The 21,958-nt window shown below is 47.2% G+C and carries 2 protein-coding genes; both read right to left on the reverse strand.

The features are described 5' to 3' along the window. Positions 1-133 precede the first annotated feature (133 nt). On the reverse strand, positions 134-487 hold the full coding sequence (locus AC3CIA_RS23380) for a hypothetical protein (protein WP_017079131.1): 354 nt from the start codon (positions 485-487) through the stop codon (positions 134-136). Positions 488-707: 220 nt separating this feature from the next. Then, entirely contained in the window at positions 708-21,929 is a 21,222-nt protein-coding gene (locus tag AC3CIA_RS23385; RefSeq protein WP_488519183.1) for a tandem-95 repeat protein, read from the reverse strand. Positions 21,930-21,958 lie beyond the last annotated feature (29 nt).

Here is a 21,958-nt window from a genome sequence, read left to right on the forward strand (position 1 = left end):
TTAAGGGTGAGCCTCAAAGCTTGCCCTTTTTGTTTGCCTGTTTTGTTTACCTAATTCGGTAGAAAAACAAAAAGATCGTAAGCACACGAACCCTAAATGGCTAATCGCTATTGGCAAATGCCACAGCATTAACTTACCTTAAAGAAGTGACTCGCTCACTGCGTAAAATGAGATAATTGATGTAAGTGGTTTCAAGGCAATCTTGTTCCCACACAGATAGAATCCGTTTGGCCGCAAAATAATAATCTTTGTTTCTCAACAGCATCCCAACGGTGCCGCTGAGCTTTTCAAATCGAACGTGATCGCTCGCAGAGATGTAGTCATCTTCACTTTCAATAATGGGTGCTAAACCATCAGCAAACCAATTATTCAATATTTCTCGCATCTCTAATTCGGACTCAGGCACATCCACACTCGACAACTCACGATGTTGAGGTGGTGGCACGATGTACTTCGACGCTTGCGGTGAACTGACATAACGATACATGTCGTCCCTCCTTTCTAACTAACTCTTCTAATAATTAAGGACATTTTTATCTGTTCTCAAGTTTATTTAGCGAAACAAACAATATTGTTTAGAAGAACAAGCAATAAAAAAGCCATGCATCAATGACCCACATGGCTTTAGTGAGGGCAACTTTACGCTGCCCTATCTACTTGTTGGTTTAGACTAAATGTCGGTTCAGACTAAAACCAAGCCCTCTCGATTAAATCGAGCTTTGGTCGAAGTCGTTGCCTTGATCGGTTCCAGTTTGAGAATCTGAATCGAAGCTTCCAGAGTCATCCGTGAAGTCAACACCTTGATCTTGACCACCTGAACTTGTCCAGTCGCTGCCTCCAGATTCCATACCTGCCATGTCCGGTTGCTGCTCTTGAGTAGAACCTTGCATGGTGTATTGATCATCGACCTCAACTTCAACAGAACCGCTCGCACCGTCAATTGAGCTACCCAACTCGTCGTAACCTTGGAATTGGATTTCGCTAGTCCCTTCGTAACCTTCTGGAAGTTCAACGGATACCGGTTGCTCTAAGTTGCCACTGATTGTGAAGCTACCATCACCGTTATCCAGTGCGTTGCTCACAGTGGAACCCTCAGGTAAGCCAGACATATCAGCGTAATCAACCGATTCGTTACCACTCACCTCATCTGGAATCGAGATAGAGATGGTATCGCCCGGTGCCGCGGTTACATCTGCTGTACTGTCTTCAGTTTCAGCATCTTGAGCTTGGTCATCAGCTTGTTGAGCCACTTCCACTTGCTGGTCTTCTGTTACTTGAGCAGCTTGAACTTGTGGTTCATCACTTTGTACTGAATCATCGGCTACTTGGATACTTAAGCTATGGCTCGACACCTCACCACCATCGTTAACGTCAACATTCATCGCTAAATTGCCATCGAAGTCCTCGTTCGGCCAATAAGTCCACTCACCTTCACCAGATTCCGCAAAGAAGCCTGCATCGTTCGCGTCTGCAACATCAACAACTTGTGCAGAATCACTCACGCCTAACTCATCCACCAGCTGTGACTCGGTGATAGTTAGTGAACCATCATCAGCTAAGGCATAACCTTCACTCGCCGCTGCTTCATCGCCACCTTGGATATCCACATTGAAGAAGCTTTCGATGCGATTTTCGCCATCGGTCGCGATAAACCCAACTTGAACATCGCCGGTGTAGTCTTCAGCAGGTGTGAATTGATAGTTACCTTGGTTATCGCTCTCAATTACGCCCTGACCTTCCATCAAGCTTACTGACTCAATGCTCAAGCTATCGCCTTCTGCATCGCTCAGGTTCGCTAACATGTCTTCATCAGTGAACGACAAGGTTGCATCCGCTGCGATTTCCGTCGTCGTGATGCTGTTAACTTCTGGTGCTGCATTCTCTTGCGAGTCGCCTTCTTTCACGACTACGCCAGTTTGCTCATCATGAAGCACGCCATCTTTATCAACTACGTACGCAATGTCTGCTTCGCCAGTGAAGCCTGGTGCTGGTGTGAAGGTCCAAGTGCCATCGCCATTATCGACAATCTCACCTTGGCTGCGGTCGGCAAGATGAACCAGTTTCACTTCATCATCGCTGTCAGCATCCACATTCTCAGCCAAACCGATTAGGTCGTCCGCCGTTAGGATGATGGAATCACCCGCTACGGTTTCGAAATCACCAGAATCGATGCCATCTTCAAACGCTTCCGGCTCATCTCCGTAATCAACCGTTGTTGCGCTTACGGTTACGAAGAACTCACCATGGAAGTCTTCAGGAGGCGTCATTTGAATGTTTGAGATATCCCAATCGAACAGGTCGATGTATTGACCCGGCTCGGTGATCATCACGGTATTCACACCATCTGTTACCTCGAATCCAACAGGGAAACCTGTCATCACTAGGTTACTTAGTGTTTCTGAATCATCGACTAGGCCAACATTCAGTCCTAAGTGACCGGTTTCATCCTCACCGAACACCAATGGACCGTCATGGTCAGTTGAAATAACCGCGCCATCTGCGACAGGACGTACGTACACAGGAACATCGAGAACGGTTTCAAACTCACCGTCACTCACGACAACTTGTAGGTCAGAAACACCCGCAAAGTCGCCTGTTGGTGTGAATGTCCACGTACCATCACCGTTGTCTGTTACTTCTCCGCCATCTTCACCGTCTGCGGTGATAATGCGAGAAACAACAAGGTCAGCGGTATCAATGTCACCGAACAAGTTCATCAAGTCGCCAGCATCGAAGGTGAACGCGCCATCTTCGCTTGTGGTCATCATTGCGTTGCCGACGTTAAACGGTGCGTCGTTAACAGGAATGACATCCACATTCAGCGAGCCATCAACCACTTCTTCCCCGTCAGTCGCTTGATAACCCAGTTCTACCAAGCCATTAAAGTCTTGAGTAGTCACTAAGTGATACATGCCGTCTGGTTGCTGCGTTAAGGTCGCATTGGCTGGAGCACGAACCGTGATGCTTTCGATGCTGATCTCGTCACCATCTAGATCCGTCACTTGATCCGCGATGTAAGCTGGGTCAATCACCATGACCACATCTTCTTCGCCCTGCATCTCAATCATTGGCGCTTCAGGTGCATCATTCACTGGCGTGACATCGATGTTACCGTCGACTGAAATTGTCTCTTGGCCATCACTAACGTTAAACGTCATTGGCACATCGCCATTGAAGTTCTCGTTTGGTGTGAATGACCAAGTACCATCTTCGTTGTCTAACAACTCACCCAAGCTAGGGTCGATTTGTAGACCCGAAGCTGACAGCTCGTCTGCGGTGTTATCTATATCCGTCGCCTGAGCCAACAACATGTCTTGTGTGATAAGAATGGTGCTGTCTTCGGCTGTGGTTAGTTTCACATCCTCAGATTCAGGTCCATCGTTCACGGCTAGAACTTCAATACCCGTCGTTGTTGTCGCTGTTGCACCGTCATCGTCGGTTACAACCACATCTAGGCTGATATCACCGTTAAAGTTCTCACTTGGTGTGAAGGTTACTGAACCATCATCGTTTTGAACCAATTCGCCGTCAGAGCCAGTGTAAGTCACGCTTTCAAGCGACACTTCACCATCAACGTCTGAGCTGTTGGCAATCAACTGCTCAGGGCTAATGGTAATCGTGCCATCTTCGTTCATCTGGTAAGACGTTGAACCCGCCACTGGTGCATCGTTAATGTCGGTTACGGTCACATCAATATTGGCATCGACTGTCTCGGTGCCATCAGACACTGTGAAGCCAAGGTTTACATCGCCATTGAAGTTCTCGTTTGGAGCAAAGCTGTAAGTGCCATCACCGTTATCCGTGAACACACCTTCTGCGCCCGTGTAAGACACATCCGTGATAGACAAATCATCGCCGTCGATGTCTGCAGCACCTGCTAGTAGGTCTGCATCCGTGAAGATTAGTGTTCCATCTTCCTCAACGGTGAAGCTTTGGTCTGCGGCTGTTGGTAGGTCATTGACTGGGTTAACCGTTAGGTCGACGCCAGCTTGAACAGTTTCAAGGCCATCTGACACATCGAAGCTCAAGTCAATCTCACCGTTGAAATCAGCATCCGGCATGATAGTAAATGAACCATCTTCGTTTGCTGTGACGGTTGCATTGTCACCCGCAGATAGGTTGCTTGCGGTCAGTGCATCACCATCAACATCGGAAGCGTTCGCCAACAACTGTTCTTGAGATAGCGTAATTGAACCATCTTCATCAACCGAATAAGCCACGTTTCCGGCTACTGGAGCGTCGTTGACTGCAATCACTTCAATACCAGCGGTAGTTTCAGCCGTTGCGCCATCGTCATCAATAACCGTCACATCAAGACTGATGTCGCCGTTAAAGTTTTCATTTGGAGCGAAGGTGACTGAACCATCTTCATTTTGAACCAAGATACCGTCTGCACCTGAATAGCTAACACTATCGAGTGATACTTCACCGTCCACATCTGAGCTATTCGCAATCAACTGCTCAGGGCTCAGTGTAATGGTGCCATCTTCGTTCATTTGGTAAGACGTTGCGCCCGCTACTGGTGCATCGTTAACGTCTGTTACCGTTACGTCGATGTTTGCATCAACCGTCTCTGTACCGTCAGATACTGAGAAGTCCAGACTTACTTCGCCATTGAAGTTTTCATTTGGAGCGAAGGTGTAAGTACCATCACCATTGTCAGTGAACACACCCTCTGCGCCGGTGTAAGACACATCAGCAACTGAAAGCTCATCTCCATCTATATCAGAAGCACCCGCCAGCAGTTGCTCATCTGTGAAGGTTAATGAACCGTCTTCTTCAATGGTGTAAGCCACATCTTCAACAACCGCGACATCATTCACTGGGTTAACAGTAAGGTCTGCCGTTGCGACAACCGTTTCAGTACCGTCAGACAGTTCGAAGCTTAGGTCAATGTCGCCATTGAAGTCAGCATCTGGTGTGATGGTAAATGAACCATCATCGTTTGCCGTTACTGTTGCGTTATCACCTGCCGTTAGGTTTGCAGCGGTAAGATCATCGCCATCAACATCAGACGCTTGAGCCAGCAATTGCTCTTGGCTTAAGGTGATTGAACCATCTTCATCCACTGAGTAAGCCAAGTCGCCAGATACTGGAGCGTCGTTGACTGCGATAACGTCAATACCCGCGGTAGTTTGCGCGGTTGCACCGTCTTCATCGGCAACGGTCACATCTAGGCTTACATTGCCGTTGAAGTTTTCATTTGGTGCGAAGCTGTAAGTACCATCACCGTTATCAGTAAAGATACCGTCTGCACCCGAGTAAGAAACGTCACTAACGGATACATCACCTTCAATATCTGAGCTGTTAGCAAGAAGCTGAGCATCAGAGATAATAATCACATTATCTTCATCAACGCTGTAGGTCGTTGAACCTGCAACCGGTAGGTCATTGACAGCAATAACGTCGATGCCTGCGGTTGTTTCAGCCGTTGCGCCATCCTCATCCATAACAGACACATCAAGACTGATGTCGCCGTTAAAGTTTTCGTTCGGCGAGAAGGTGTAAGTGCCATCACCATTATCGGTGAACACACCATCTGTGCCGCTGTAGCTGACATCGCTAACAAAGACTTCCCCTTCCACATCCGAGCTGTTCGCCAGAAGTTGTGCATCGCTTAGGGTAATACTGCCATCTTCTTCAACTGTGTAAGCAGTAGTGCCTGCAACCGGTACGTCATTGATTGGAACAACTTGAACATCAATATTCGCCGATACAACATCTGTACCATCACTCACATCGTAAGTAAGGTCGACATTACCATTGAAGTTCTCGTTTGGAGCAAAGGTATAAGTACCGTCGCCGTTATCCGTGAACACACCGTCGGTGCCTTCGTAGTTAACCGACTCGACAGAAAGATCATCGCCGTCAATATCCGTTGCACCAGTCAGTAGCTGTTCATCGGTAAAGGTCAGCGAACCATCTTCATTAATGGTGTAGTCGTGGTCGTAAATTACAGAAAGGTCGTTAACTGCTGTTACGGTCACGTCTAGTTCCGCTGGAGTAACCCCACCGTTGCCATCGTCTACGTTGTAGCTAATCGAGAATTCACCATTGAAGTTCTCTTCCGGTGTAATGGTGTAAGTACCATCACCATTGTCAGTGATAAGAGCGTTCTCAATTGAAACATCTCCAACACTTGGTTCGTTACCACCCGTTTCACCAGAATCATCACCTTCATCGCCAGTTAGCAACTCAGAGATATCAATGCCGTTTTCATTCGCGAGCGCTTCTTCTGCCGTTGGTAAATCAAACGCATTCTCGCTGCCTACATCTTGGCTTGGAACAATAACGCCGTTCACGATATCGAATACATGCCAATGGTCGCCCGATGGGTTTTCAGATAAATCAGGGCTAAAGGTTTCAACCAATGTATCGCCTACAAACACCTGAACCTGTACATCTTCAACACCATCTACATCCCAACTTCTGCTGGTGTAGTTGTGTACTGAATAGTGCATGTCCGCATCTTGGTAGTTTGGAATGGTGATTGTTTCAGGGCCACCACCATTTGTATCATCTACATCTTGCTGAACGACATTACCTTCGCCCAAATCATGGCTCATGTCGCGATAGTAAATATGGTCTAGCTCATTGCCATTCTCTGTATCGTAGAGCCATAGGTGGTTGTCCATATCACGTGGACTGTCGCCCCATGTGACCACGATACGCATATCTGTTTCTTCAAGGACTTCGGATATAGCGGTTACGCCACCGTTGGTATCTTCGCCTGCTGGAACCAGGAAGCTGCTGGTAATAGAGCCTTCTTGTTCAATAGTGACGGTACCTTGGTCAACAACAGGACCGCTCACAGAGTAGTTACCGGATTGATCCGTCTCCGCTGTGTAAGAATGACCGGCGTTATCGGTCATTGTGACGTCTGCACCAACGACTGGGCTACCCGTTTCGGCATCCAGCACCGTACCGGTTACGGTCGTTTCATCGCCTTGCTCTCCGATAATTGCGGTCATGTCATCATCTTCGATATCAGTCGCGAATTGTAGGAGTTCTTCTTGAGTAATGGTATACGAACCATCTTCTTCAATGGTTATAGCAACATCAGCAGAAACAATTGGCGCATCGTTAACTGGATCAACCGTCAAACCTAAGTTAGCCGCAATCGGTGTGTCACCATCGCTGAGACTGTAAGCCACATCGATGTAGCCATTGAAGTTTTCGCTTGGAGTGATAGAGAATGTGCCATCGCCATTATCGACAATCGTTGCATCATCTCCCACCAAGGTTAAGTCGGAAGCGACAAGATCATCACCTTCAATATCAGCGGCATTCGCTAGTAACTGCTCCTGCGTGATAGTGATGACATTATCTTCATCAACGTTCGCGTAAACATCAGATGTCGTTGGCAAGTCATTAACTGGGTTTACCGTCAGATCGGCGTTTGCCACAATTGACTCTGTACCATCCGAAATATCAAAGCTTAGGTCGATATTACCGTTGAAATCGGCGTTTGGTGTCACCGTAAAGGTACCATCACCGTTATCTACGACCGTCGCATTATCGCCCGCACTTAGGTTGCTTGCCGTAAGGTCATCACCATCCACATCAGAAGCTTGAGACAGCAATTGCTCTTGATTCAGAATAATCGAGCCATCTTCATCAATGCTGTACGCCAAGTCACCTGATACCGGTGGATCGTTAATTGGCAAGACATCAATACTTGCGCTGGTGGCTACTGTCGCACCGTCTTCATCTGTCACTATGACATCGAGGCTCACATCGCCGTCGAAGTTTGCGTTAGGTGCAAAGCTGAATGTGCCGTTACCGTTGTCAGTAAAGATACCGTCAGCGCCTGTATAACTCACGCTATCAATTGCCACTTCACCTTCGATATCAGAAGCGTTCGCCAACAGTTGCTCGGCACTGATGGTGATAACTTCGTCTTCGTTGACAGAGTAGCTGGTTGAACCCGCGACTGGTGGATCATTCACCTCAAGTACAGTAATTCCAGCTGTCGTTGCTTCAGTTACACCGTCTTCATCGGTCACAACAACATCTAGGCTCACATCACCATTGAAGTTTTCGTTTGGCGAGAAGGTATACGTACCGTTACCGTTGTCTTCAAATACACCATCGGCACCGGTGTAAGCCACACTATCAATCGCCACTTCACCTTCAATATCTGAAGAGTTAGCTAATAGCTGTTCGTTACTGATAGTAATCGAGTTGTCTTCATGAACCGTGTAAGACGTACTACCCGCCACTGGAGGGTCGTTCTCCGGCGTTACACTCACATCAATATTGGCTTGAACCGTGTCCGTGCCATCTGACACATCAAAACTGAAGTTCACATCGCCATTGAAGTTCTCGTTTGGTGCAAAGCTGTAGCTGCCGTCGCCATTGTCAGTAAGAACACCGTCCGCACCCGTGTAAGTCACACCTTCTACTGTTAGGTCGTCTCCTTCAACATCGGTTGCGCCAGTTAACAAGTCAGTGTCCGTGAAGTTAAGAACACCATCCTCACCAATAGTGAATGCTTGATCTTGTGGCTCTGGCGCGTCATTGACTGGCGTTACTGTCAAGTCTAGACCGGCTGCCACCATCTCTTCTCCATCGGTGACATCGTAACTAAATTCGATATTACCGTTGAAGTTTTCACTTGGGGTAATGGTGAAGCTACCATCGTCGTTCATTTCAATGGTGGCATTTTCATCATTGGTGGTTAGGTTGATTGCTGATAGGTCATCACCATCAATATCGACAGCGTGTTCTAGCAGCTGTTCTTGCGTTAGCGTGATGCTATTGTCTTCGGCAGTGACTGCACTGATATCCCCATCAACTTCTGGAGCATCATTTGCTGGAGAGATATGAATCGTCACATCTTGTGTTGCCGTTGCGGTGGTGCCTGTATCAACATCAGTCGATGTCGCTTTAACGGTTAGTACCACATCACCATTGAAGTCACCTGAAGGAATAAACTCTAGCCCTTCTAGTTCTCCTGGTTGCAGTGACCAAGAGCCATCACCGTTATCCGTACCTGCAGAAAGCGAGCTTCCTTCCGGCACATCTTCGATCAAGATAGCGAGGTTTTCTGAACCATCCGTATCCGTTAGTGCCGCATCAATATCCAGTGGTACTGGCGTATCTTCGGTACCAATGATTTGGTAATCCGCGTCAGACACTGTGATTTCAATGTTGTCGATACCAAATGACTCATCACTCACGCTTTGGTTCAAGGTTGAACCGAAGCCTAATTCAAGTTGGCCGTCTTCAACGGGTACCGTTAGGGTAATTTGGTGTGCTTGGTCATTCCAACCACTGAAGCCTTCACCTTGCGATACACCATGGACGACTTCACCCACTTCATTGCCAGCTGAATCGTACAACGTTGTCGTGCCATCTTCGGTACGGAACGCAGAATTATCTAGCGAGGTAAGCTCTTCACCGCCTACAAAGATTTGGAACGACTCACCATCCCAAGAATCAATTTCGTAGAAGCTGAATGAGATATTCACTTCACTCACATCACGTGGAATGTCGTAAGTTTTACTGACCGCTTCATCGCCACCAGTCCCACCAATGCGACCCAGCATGTCACCCGACTCAAAGCCTTGTGAGCTTTCAGTACCCGCATTCCAGCCATTTGAGCCAGACTCGAAGTTATCTGAAGCAATCACCAAGTCAGAGGCAATCGACAACTCAGGCATATCAACCACAGATTGAACATCAATCGTCGCTTCCGCTGGTACTGTCGCTGTACCGTCATTCACGTCGAACGTCACATTCACATTGCCGTCGAAGTTTTCATTCGGTGCGAATGTGTAAGTACCATCGCCATTATCAACCAAAGAACCGCTGTCAGAAGCGACATTTTCAACCGACAAGTTGTCGCCATCAATGTCACCTGCATTTTGCAGCAGTTGCTCTTCTGTGAAGGTAAAGCTGGTGTCTTCCTGAGTGGTGAATTGTGGTTCACCAACTGTTGGCAAGTCATTCACAGGGTTAACCGTGAGATCTGACGTTGCTTGAATCGTTGCATCACCATCGGTAATGTCGAAGTTCAAATCAATATCGCCATTGAAGTTCGCATCTGGCGTAATGGTAAAGCTACCGTCATCGTTTACAGTGACGGTCGCATCACCACCAACGGTTAGATTGGCCGCTGTTAGGTCATCCCCGTCAATGTCACCAGCTTGAGCAAGTAATTGCTCTTGGCTCAAGGTAATCGAACCATCTTCATCAACGCTGTATGCCAAGTCACCCGATACCGGAGCATCGTTAACAGGTAGAACATCAATGCTTGCTGTGGTCGTTACGGTTGCGCCATCTTCATCAGTCACGACAACATCAAGGCTTACATCGCCATCGAAGTTAGCGTTTGGCGAGAAGGTATACGTACCGTTTCCGTTGTCTTCGAATACACCATCGGCACCGGTGTAAGCCACACTATCAATCGCCACTTCACCTTCAATATCTGAAGAGTTAGCAAGTAACTGTTCGTTGCTAATGGTAATCGAGTTGTCTTCATGAACCGTGTAAGACGTACTACCCGCAACCGGTGGATCGTTCTCTGGTGTCACGCTCACATCAATATTGGCTTGAACCGTATCGGTACCATCTGATACATCAAAACTGAAGTTCACATCACCATTGAAGTTCTCGTTTGGCGCAAAGCTGTAGCTTCCGTCGCCATTGTCAGTAAGAACCCCATCAGCCCCTGTGTAAGTAACGCCTTCAACCGATAGGTCATCCCCATCGATGTCTGTCGCACCTGTTAGCAAGTCTTCATCTGTGAAGTTCAAGATGCCGTCTTCGCCAATGCTGAACGTTTGATCTTGAGGTTGTGGAAGGTCATTAACTGGATTAACGGTGAGGTCAGCCGTCGCAACCAGCGTATCGGTACCGTCGCTAATGTCGAACGTTAGGTCAATGTCGCCATTGAAGTTCGCATCTGGTGTAATAGTAAAGCTACCATCATCGTTAGCAACGACTGTCGTGTCTCCATCAACAATTAAGTTAGAAGCAGTAAGGTCGTCTCCGTCTACATCGCTAGCTTGAGAAAGAAGTTGCTCTTGGCTCAAGGTAATTGAACCGTCTTCCTCTACGCTGTATGCCAAGCCTCCCGATACTGGAACATCATTGATTGGTAAGACATCAACCGTAATATGAGTATCAACTTGAGCGCCGTCTTCATCTTGAATGGTCACATCCAACTGTACTTGGCCGTTGAAGTTTTCATTCGGTGCAAAGCTACATGTGCCGTCACCATTGATTGAGAAGATTCCGTCTGGGCCATCGTAGTTAATCTCGACGAGTTGTACATCACCTTCGATATCAGATGCGTTCAATAGAACTTGAGTCTCATTGAAGGTCAGTACAGAATCTTCATCGATAGTGTATGACGTTGGACCAGCCACAGGAGGGTCGTTTACCTCAAGGACTGTAATACCCGCGGTAGTCGATACGGCAGCATCATCTTCATCAACCACGACAACATCTAGGCTAATTTCGCCGTTAAAGTTTTCGTTTGGAGAGAAGGTATAAGTACCGTTGCCGTTGATTTCCAACACACCATCACTACCACTGTAGGTGACGCTATCAATTGCCACCTCCCCTTCGATATCCGAAGAGTTCGCTAATAGCTGTTCGTTACTGATCGTAATGGAGTTGTCTTCATGAACGGTGTAAGACGTGCTACCCGCCACTGGAGGATCATTCTCTGGCGTCACGCTGACATCAATGTTAGCGGTTACCGTATCGGTACCATCTGATACATTGAACGAGAAGTTCACATCGCCATTGAAGTTTTCGTTTGGCGCAAAACTATATGTGCCATCGCCGTTATCTGTGAGAACACCGTCTGCGCCAGTGTAAGTCACGCCTTCAACACTTAGGTCGTCCCCTTCAATGTCCGTTGCACCCGTTAATAGGTCTTGGTCATTGAACGTTAACACACCGTCTTCACCAACTGTGAACGCTTGGTCTTGCGCTTCTGGACCATCATTCACTGGTGAAACGGTTAACTCAAGATTGGTAGAGACAACATCATCACCATCCGATACATCAAATGTGAAGTTAACATCACCGTTGAAGTCAGCATCTGGCGTTAATGTGTAAGTACCATCACCGTTATCGGTAATCGTAACGCTGTCATCATCAGTTGCTAAATTCAGAGCGGTCAGCTGGTCGCCATCGAGATCACGAGCATTAGCTAACAAGTCTTCTTGCGTAATGATGATAGAACCATCTTCTTCCACAGTTGCAGCAACAGGAAGTGCTTCAGGTGCATGTTCAATGTGGGCGCCTGTCGCGTTAATGTAGATGGTTTGAGAGACCGTTTCAGAATCATCATTCGATAGCTCTGTTGCGGTTGCTGTTACATGAACTTCAAGCTGTTCGTTGAAGTCTTCTGGTAACTGGATTTGTAGTGCATTTTCGATAGCCGTTGTTGGTAGGTTCACCGTACCATCAGGACCAACCGTCACTTCACCACTGTAGATTTGGCTGTTCACTTCACCGACATCGATTGTGAAGTTGAAGTCTGAATAGTCAGCATCACCGCCGCCATACAAATCTTCAAAGCCGTAAACCAGCTCTCCGTCTTCATTAACCGTTGTGCGCGTATGTTCGATACCATCTTGGTTGAGCTGAGAGCTTGAACCACCATGGAATATCGCGTCACCATTCTGCCCTTGAACTACAGTTTCAGTTCCATCGGCAGCAACAAATACAAGTTGAGGATCAACCGTATCCATGTTTGCAGGCGAACCATCCACTGCACGGAACTCGTACTGACCTTCCTGCATCGCGTCAAAGTCATTGTGCTGATGCCCGTTTGGAATCAAGAACAGGTTGAAACTTTCACCTTCTTCAACTTGGAAGCTGAACTGGTCTTGTCCTGGAACAAGGTCACCACCGCCACCCACTTGTGATGCATTTTCATAGACAACTTCAACACCCGTGATGTTGCCGTCTTCGTCAACTTTGTAGTAACCCGCTGCGTTTTGGTAACCTGCCGTTTCACCTTCAAACGTTACTGTAATTTCAGTGTCGTTGTAACTGGTGATACCGTTCTCTTGGTCATTCAGAACGCCTTCGTTATCGTATTGAATAACCGAACCTTCTGGCACACCATCTACAGTTACGGTAAGTGTTTCAGACAAGTCTTGGTCGACAAGCGCCGCTGCAATATTCAGTTCAACAATGCCGCCTGGCTCAACCAAAATCGCTTGGTCATCGACGTTAACGCCATCGCTATCGGTAATCACAAGATCCGGCGCATCTGCGACCGCTTCAATGTGAACATTGAGGTCTTGTTCTACTTCAGTTGTGCCATCGGTAACTGTAAAACTGAACTGTAGATCGCCACTAAAGTGCTCTTCAGGAACGAAGCTGAACGTGCCATCGCCGTTATCGGTGACTGTGCCTTCATCACCAGAGTAATTGATGCTAGTAACGCTTAAGTCGTCGCCATCAATATCAATCGCACCACTCAACAGATCTTCTTGAGTGAACAGGATGCTGCCATCCTCTTCAATGTGGTACATGCCTGGAGCAACGATTGGAATGTCATTCACCGGATTCACGGTCAATGTCATGTCATTAGACGTGCTCAGCTCACCGTCGCTCACCTCATAAGTGAATGCGATATCACCATTGAAGTTTTCCGAAGGCGTCACTGTGTACGTGCCATCACCATTATTTACGATGGTGGCGTTTGGATCATTGGTTTCCAGCGCACTCGCAAACAGCTCATCACCATCTTGATCGCTCGCGCTTTCCAACAACATCTCTTGTGTAACGAGAATTGAACCATCTTCGTCGACATCTGCAACCATTGGCGTCGCTTCTGGCGTGTCATTGACGAACTCAACTTTTAGGTCAATGTTTGCGGCAACCACGTCAGTGCCATCGCTCACATCAAACGCTAAATCAACATTGCCGAAGAAACCCTGCTCTGGCGTTAATGTGTATGTACCGTCACCGTTGTCCGTGACTTCTACCGTGTCGCTCGCGCTAGTCACATTCACAACAGACAGCTCATCGCCTTCAACGTCTGTCGCTTGTGCTAATAGCTCAGCTTCGGTAATGGTGATTGCTTGACCATCTTCCGTTGTGAAAGACATATCCGGTACGTCTGGCGCATCGTTGATTGGATTTACGGTCAGGTTAAGATCGGCTGCCACTGTCTCAATTGCGTCAGTGACATCGTAAGTGAACTCAATCTCACCAAAGAAGTCTGCACTTGGTGTGATTGTGAAGCTACCGTCTGAGTTTTCTACAATAACCGCATTTGGATCGTTGGTCGCAAAGTTAACCGCTTCAAGGTTGTCACCATCGACATCGGTTGCATTCGCCAACAAGTCCTCTTGCGTAATGGTGATTGAACCATCTTCATCAACCGCCGCTTCAATTGGGCCGCTAACTTCAGGGCCTTCGTTGACAATTTCAACGTCGACTGTTGCAATGCTTGGCGCGCTTGCTTGACCATCACTAATATCGAAGGTCAGATTCACTTCACCAGAGAAGTTCTCTGCAGGCTCAAAGGTGAACGTATTATCGCCATTATCTGTTAACGTACCTTGCGTTTGGTCTGCAAGTAATAGGTTTTCAACATGAAGAATGTCACCATCGACATCCGTTGCGCCAGACAATAGGTCTTTCGCTTCAATGATCATGGATCCGTTTTCAAGCATTTGGGTGTGCAGTGGTTCGCCCGGAACCGGCACATCATTGACCGGTACAACCGTTAGGTCTAGGTGCGTTGCAACTTCATCAGTACCATCAAACACCTTGTAGTCGATGTCGATTTCACCATTGAAGTTTTCATTCGGCATGAAGGTAAACGTGCCATCGCCGTTGTCGACCAAGTCACCGTGATCACCACCGTAAGTGATGTCAGAAATAGACAGCGTATCGCCTTCCACATCTGTAGTGTTCGCCAATAAATCATCAGCACTGAAAGTAATACCTTGGTCTTCGTCTGTCGATAGCACCATTGGACCAGAAACGATTGGTGCATCATTCACCGACTCGAAGTTAATGTTAATGATGTTGTCGTCGGTCAATTCACCATCGGTAACTTGATAACCCAGTTCGATTTCACCATGGAAGTTTTCATCCGGTGTTACCGTCCAAGTACCATCACCATTATCAGTCAGTGTTGCATGCTCTGAGTTTTCACCCACCAGCTCTAGATTTTGAATATCAAGGTCGTCGCCATCAATATCAGAGGCTTGTGCCAGTAACTGTTCTTCTGTAATCACAACAGAAGCAAACTGAGCAGAACCTTCCGTATCGATAGTGATATTTGGAAGATCAGCCGTTAGCTCGATTTCGTTGTCACCCGCATGGATGTTCAACTCAACCGTTTCAGTGATTTCAGAACCGTCTACACCAATCGAAGTAAACACGGCTTCATCATGATAGGTTTGTGACACTGTCATGTTTTGAACGACGTAAGTACCATTTCCTTGTACCGTACCGAGTTCAAAGTAAGACACAGGTTCAGAAACAGTAAGCGTGTAATCAGTCTCGTAACCACCACGATCTTCTTTGTGGTAAGTCATCGAGTCAATTAGGTCGCCATCCTCATTGAATGCTTTGATTTCTACTTCTGTAAAGTGACGTGAATCTTCCATGAACCAACCACCTAAACCATCTAGGTGGAAACTAATTTCGTTGATGTCTTGGCCTTCAACTGAAACAGTCAGTTTTTCATCACCACTCAGCCCTTGGCGATCGGTATCACCAAGGCCGTGACCAATGTGTGTGTTACCATTCCAAGCGCCAAGTGGATCATCGTTACTTTGAACCGTTACCGTTAAGTCGCCATCCGAGAACTCACGCGTGTATGGGTCTACTTCTGTGCCCCAATCGTCTACGCTCGCATTATCGTCAAAGGTACCAATTTGCGTGGTATGTGTTCCTTCAGCCAGAGCATCCTCACTTGGAACAAAGCGTACTTCTGTATCAGCAGGTACTTCTTGTCCGACTTCCAGTACTACCCACTCATTGTCAAGATTTGCTTCGATGATGCCGTTTTCTGGTGCTTGATCCAGGCGCAGTGCCGGCTCTTCACGAAGCGTCACACCAACCGTTTGGTCTTCTTGTGCTTGAATGAAGATTTCTTCGCCCGCTTCTGGCGCATCATTAACTGGGTTAACCGTTAAGTCGAATGTGGTCAGAACTTCATTGTCACCATCACTGATGCTGTATGTGAAGTCCAACTCGCCATTGAAGTTCTCTGTGTGCGTGATGGTAAATGAACCATCGTCATTAGTAACAATTGTCGCGTCTGGATCGTTGGTTTGTAGGTTAGTTGCCGTTAACTCATCACCTTCAACATCGGTTGCGTTTGCAAGCAACTGCTCTTGAGTAATAGTAATGGAATTATCTTCGTCTACCTCAGCCTGAATGCCCGAAGTTTCAGGTCCATCATTCACAGCAATAACATCGATGCCAGCGGTTGTTGTTGCGGTTGCACCGTCTTCATCAACGACAACAACATCAAGTGAGATGTCACCGTCGAAGTTTTCATTTGGTGTGAAGGTGTATGTGCCATTACCGTTATCAACGAATGAGCCGTCATCACCAGCGTAACTAACACTTGATAGAGCAACGTCACCTTCAACATCAGAAGAGTTCGCTAATAACTGCTCATCACTGATCGTGATTTGGCCATCTTCTTGAACTGTGTAAGACGTTGAACCTGCGACTGGTGGATCATTCTCAGGCGTTACGCTGACATCGATGACAGCAGCCGTTGAGCCCGTGCCATCAGAAACATCAAATGAGAATTGAACATCGCCATTGAAGTTCTCGTTTGGTGCAAAGCTATATGTGCCGTCACCATTGTCACTCAGAACGCCGTCTGCACCAGTGTAGAGCACGTTTTCAATCGACAGTTCATCACCATCAATATCTGATGCTCCTGCGAGTAGGTCAGCATCGGTGAAGAGTAGTGTGCCGTCTTCTTCAATTGAGAACTGTTGATCTTGCGCTTGTGGCAAGTCATTCAGCGGATTCACGGTAATGTCTAGGCCAACTTGAACTGAACCACCGTCGTTATCGATGATATCGAAGCTTAAGTCTAAGTCGCCGTTGTAATCAGCGTCTGGTGTAATCGTATAGCTACCATCGTCGTTTTGTTGGATGGTCGCGTTTTCATCGGTCGACAGGTTAATAGCTTCTAGGTTTTCGCTATCAATATCACCCGCTCGAGCTAGCAATTGATCCTGGCTCAGAGTGATCGAGCTATCTTCATTAATGGTATAAGCCAATTCACCAGAAGTCGGTGGATCGTTGATAGGTAGTACATCAACATTAATATGAGTATCAACCGTTGCGCCGTCTTCATCTTTAATGGTCACACCCAGTTGAACTTGACCATTAAAGTTTTCATTGGGTGCAAAGCTACATGTACCATCACCATTTACGATAAAGATACCGTCCGAGCCATCGTAATTGATGCCAACTAGCTCTACATCGCCCTCAACGTCAGAGGCATTCACTAAAATCTGAGATTCGCTGAATGTAAGAACAGAATCTTCATCAATGGTGTAAGACGTTGGACCTGCAACCGGTGGGTCATTCACTTCTAGAACGGTAATGCCCGCGGTGGTTTCATCAATCGAACCGTCTTCATCGGCAACAATCAAATCAAGGCTGATATCGCCACTGAAGTTTTCATTAGGAAGGAAGGTGTAACTGCCGTCACCATTATCTTGGAACACACCATCGGTGCCACTGTAGGTCACGCTATCAACCGATACCGCACCTTCAACGTCAGAAGAGTTTGCTAACAATTGCTCATCAGAAATGGTAATCGCATTGTCTTCGTTGACCATGTACGAGGTTGAACCCGCAACGGGCGGATCGTTCTCAGGCGTCACAGTCACATCAATGTTAGCGCTGACCGTTTCTGTACCATCAGACACATCGAAACTGAAGTTCACATCACCATTGAAGTTTTCATTTGGCGCAAAGGTATAAGTACCATCACCGTGATCGGTCAATACGCCATCGCCACCTGTATAGCTAATACCTTCAACGGTTAAGTCATCGCCATCAATATCGGTGGCACCGGTAAGTAGATCGGCATCTGTAAATTGCAGAGTGCCATCTTCTTCAATGCTGAATTGTTGATCTTGAGGAACCGGCAAGTCATTAACTGGATTAACCGTAAGATCGGCGGTTGCTTGAACTGTGTCAGTACCATCAGTAATGTTGAATTGAATATCAATGTCGCCATTGAAGTTCGCTTCTGGAACGATGGTAAAACTGCCATCATCATTGGCGGTTACTGTTGTGTTGCCATCTACCGTTAAATCGCTCGCGGTTAGGTCTTCGCCTTCAACATCAGACGCTTGAGACAATAGTTGCTCTTGGCTCAATGTAATTGAACCATCTTCGTTAACGTTGTAAGCCAAATCACTCGATACTGGCGCATCATTGATTGGCAATACGTCAACATTGATGACGGTTTCAACTTCTGCACCGTCTTCATCACGCACGGTCACATCAAGCTGAACTTGGCCATTAAAGTTCTCATTCGGAGCGAAGCTGCAAGTACCATCGCCATTTACCGAGAAGATACCGTCAGGGCCATCGTAGCTAATACCAACAAGCTCAACATCCCCTTCTACATCAGAAGCATTCAGTAGCACTTGTGACTCACTGAAGGTCAGTACTGAGTCTTCATCAATGGTGTAAGACGTTGGGCCAGCAACTGGCGGATCATTAACTTCAAGTACGGTGATACCCGCAGTTGTCGCATCGGTTGCACCTTCTTCATCGGCAACCACCACATCTAGAGCAATTTCACCATTGAAGTTCTCGTTTGGCGAGAAGGTGTAAGTGCCGTTACCGTTGATTTCAAGTACACCATCACTACCCGAGTAAGTCACGCTGTCTATCGATACATCACCTTCAATATCTGAAGATGTTGCCAATAGTTGGGCATCAGAAATGGTAATCGAATTGTCTTCATTAACAGTGTAAGACGTAGAGCCAGCAACTGGCGGATCGTTCTCTGGAGTCACGCTAACGTCAATGTTTGCAGACACCGTATCGGTGCCGTCTGACACATCGAAACTAAAGTTCACGTCGCCATTGAAGTTTTCATTTGGCGCAAAGCTGTATGAGCCGTCACCATTATCTGTCAGTACCCCATCAGTCCCTTCATAACTGATGCCTTCAACCGTGAGATCATCACCCTCAATATCGGTTGCACCTGTAAGCAAGTCTGCATCAGTAAATTGAAGCGTGCCGTCTTCTTCAACACTGAATTGTTGATCTTGAGGAACTGGCAAGTCATTAACAGGGTTAACGGTTAGGTCAGCAGATGCTTGAACCGTATTTGTACCATCTGAGATATCGAAGCTGATATCGATGTCGCCATTGAAGTTCTCATCTGGCGTGATGGTGAAACTGCCATCATCGTTCTGAGTAACTGTTGCATCACCGCCAACTGTTAGGCTGCTAGCCGTTAGGTCATCACCTTCAACATCTGATGCTTGCGATAAAAGCTGCTCTTGGCTTAAACGAATCGAACCGTCTTCGTCCACTGAGTAAGCAAGGTCACCGGATACTGGCGCATCATCAACCGCCGTTACACTCACATCAATGTTTGCGGACACCGTATCAGTCCCGTCAGACACATCGAAGCTGAAGTTTACATCGCCGTTGAAGTTTTCATTCGGAGCGAATGTGTAAGTACCATTACCGTTATCAGTAAGGATACCGTCACCACCGTCGTAGGTCACACCTTCAACAGTAAGGTTGTCGCCTTCAATGTCCGTTGCACCTGTTAACAGATCTGCATCAGTGAAGATGAGTGTACCGTCTTCTTCAACGCTGAATTGTTGATCTTGAGGAACGGGCAAATCATTAACTGGGTTAACCGTCAGGTCTGCAGAAGCTTGAACCGTATTGGTACCATCTGAGATATCGAAGCTGATATCGATGTCGCCATTGAAGTTTTCATCTGGCGTAATAGTGAAGCTGCCGTCATCGTTTTGAGTAACTGTGGCATCTCCATCAACCGCTAAGCTGCTCGCAGTCAGGTCATCACCTTCAACGTCAGATGCTTGAGAAAGTAGCTGTTCTTGGCTTAGACGAATTGAACCGTCTTCGTCCACTGAGTAAGCAAGGTCACCGGATACTGGCGCATCATCAACCGCCGTTACACTCACATCGATGTTTGCTGACACCGTATCGGTACCGTCAGACACATCGAAGCCGAAGTTTACATCGCCGTTGAAGTTTTCATTCGGAGCAAAGGTGTATGTGCCGTTACCGTTGTCGGTAAGAATGCCGTCACCGCCATCGTAGGTCACACCTTCAACCGTTAGGTTGTCGCCTTCAATGTCCGTAGCACCTGTTAACAGATCTGCATCAGTGAAGATGAGTGTACCGTCTTCTTCAACGCTGAACTGTTGATCTTGAGGGACTGGTAGGTCGTTAACTGGGTTAACTGTTAAATCTGCTGATGCTTGAACCGTATTGGTACCATCTGAGATATCGAAGCTGATATCGATGTCGCCATTGAAGTTTTCATCTGGCGTGATGGTGAAACTGCCGTCATCGTTAGCAACTACTGTTGCATCGCCATCAACCGTTAGGTTGCTGGCTGTCAGGTCATCACCTTCAACATCTGATGCTTGCGATAAAAGCTGTTCTTGGCTCAAACGAATCGAACCGTCTTCGTCCACTGAGTAAGCGAGGTCACCCGATACTGGCGCATCATCAACCGCTGTAACGCTCACATCAATGTTTGCAGACACCGTATCAGTCCCGTCAGACACATCGAAGCCGAAGTTTACATCGCCGTTGAAGTTCTCATTTGGTGCAAAGGTGTAAGTACCATTACCGTTGTCGGTAAAAATACCGTCGCCACCATCGTAGGTCACACTTTCAACCGTTAGGTTGTCGCCTTCAATGTCCGTTGCACCGGTTAGTAGGTCTGCATCAGTGAAAACAAGCGTGCCGTCTTCTTCTATTTCAAAGGTTTTATCTTCTGGTACAGGTGCGTCATTAATAGGACGAACCGTTAAATCAATTGCGCTGCTTACGGTTTCTTGACCGTCACTAATATCAAAAGTAAGGTCAAGCTCACCATTAAAGTCAGCGGAAGGTACAACTGTGAATGTACCGTCACCATTGTCTTGAACCGTTGCATCTGCGCCGACTTGAACGTTTGAAGCAACCAGCTCATCGCCATCTACATCACTTGCGTATTCGAGTAATTGTTCTTGAGTGAATGTTATGGATCCATCTTCATCGATGATGTAAGCCAGGTCTTGTTGAGCTTCTGGTGCATCATTTTCACTTTCCACTTTGATTTTAAACGTTTCGCTTACCGTCTCAGAATCAAAGTCATCTTCTACTTCACTGATAGTCCCTTCGTCAGAGGCTTGAACATCAACGGCGAATGTCTCTTCTACCGTTTGTGAATCGAGATCATCACCGACTTGTTGCTCACCAGAGTTAGAAGAATCAGCACTAGGCGCAGCTGACGTTGTTACTGCTTGGCCTTGTTCTTCATTACCTTCAGCGCTCGAAGCACCTCCAGAACCTGCGGTATTTTCACCACCGACAGCTTGCGCGCCAGCACCCGCTCCGCCCCCACTACCGGCAGCATTCTCTGAGCCAGCTTCAGAAGCCGCACCACCGACTACATTGGATTGAGCTGCATCTGAGTCTCCATCGCTTTCTGGCGTCTCTTCTTGAACAGCCCCACCAGAAGCAGACGCATCTTCTGCATTACCTGCGCCACTTGGATTGTCTTCTAGCGCTTGGTTGATTTCGTCTGCCGCATCCGTGTTTTCAGCACCCGTCGCGATTGTCGACGCAATCGTATTCTGTTGATTTTGTTGATTCTGCTGTTGGGAGGGCGTACCCGCGTCGTTCGTGTCCGTTTGTTCTACCGCGTCATTTAGATCTTCATTTTGGTTGTTTTCGCCTGCCATTACAGCCTCCGTTGCTACTAGCTAACTGA

The organism is Vibrio sp. QJM3NY_27 (genome assembly GCF_057785955.1).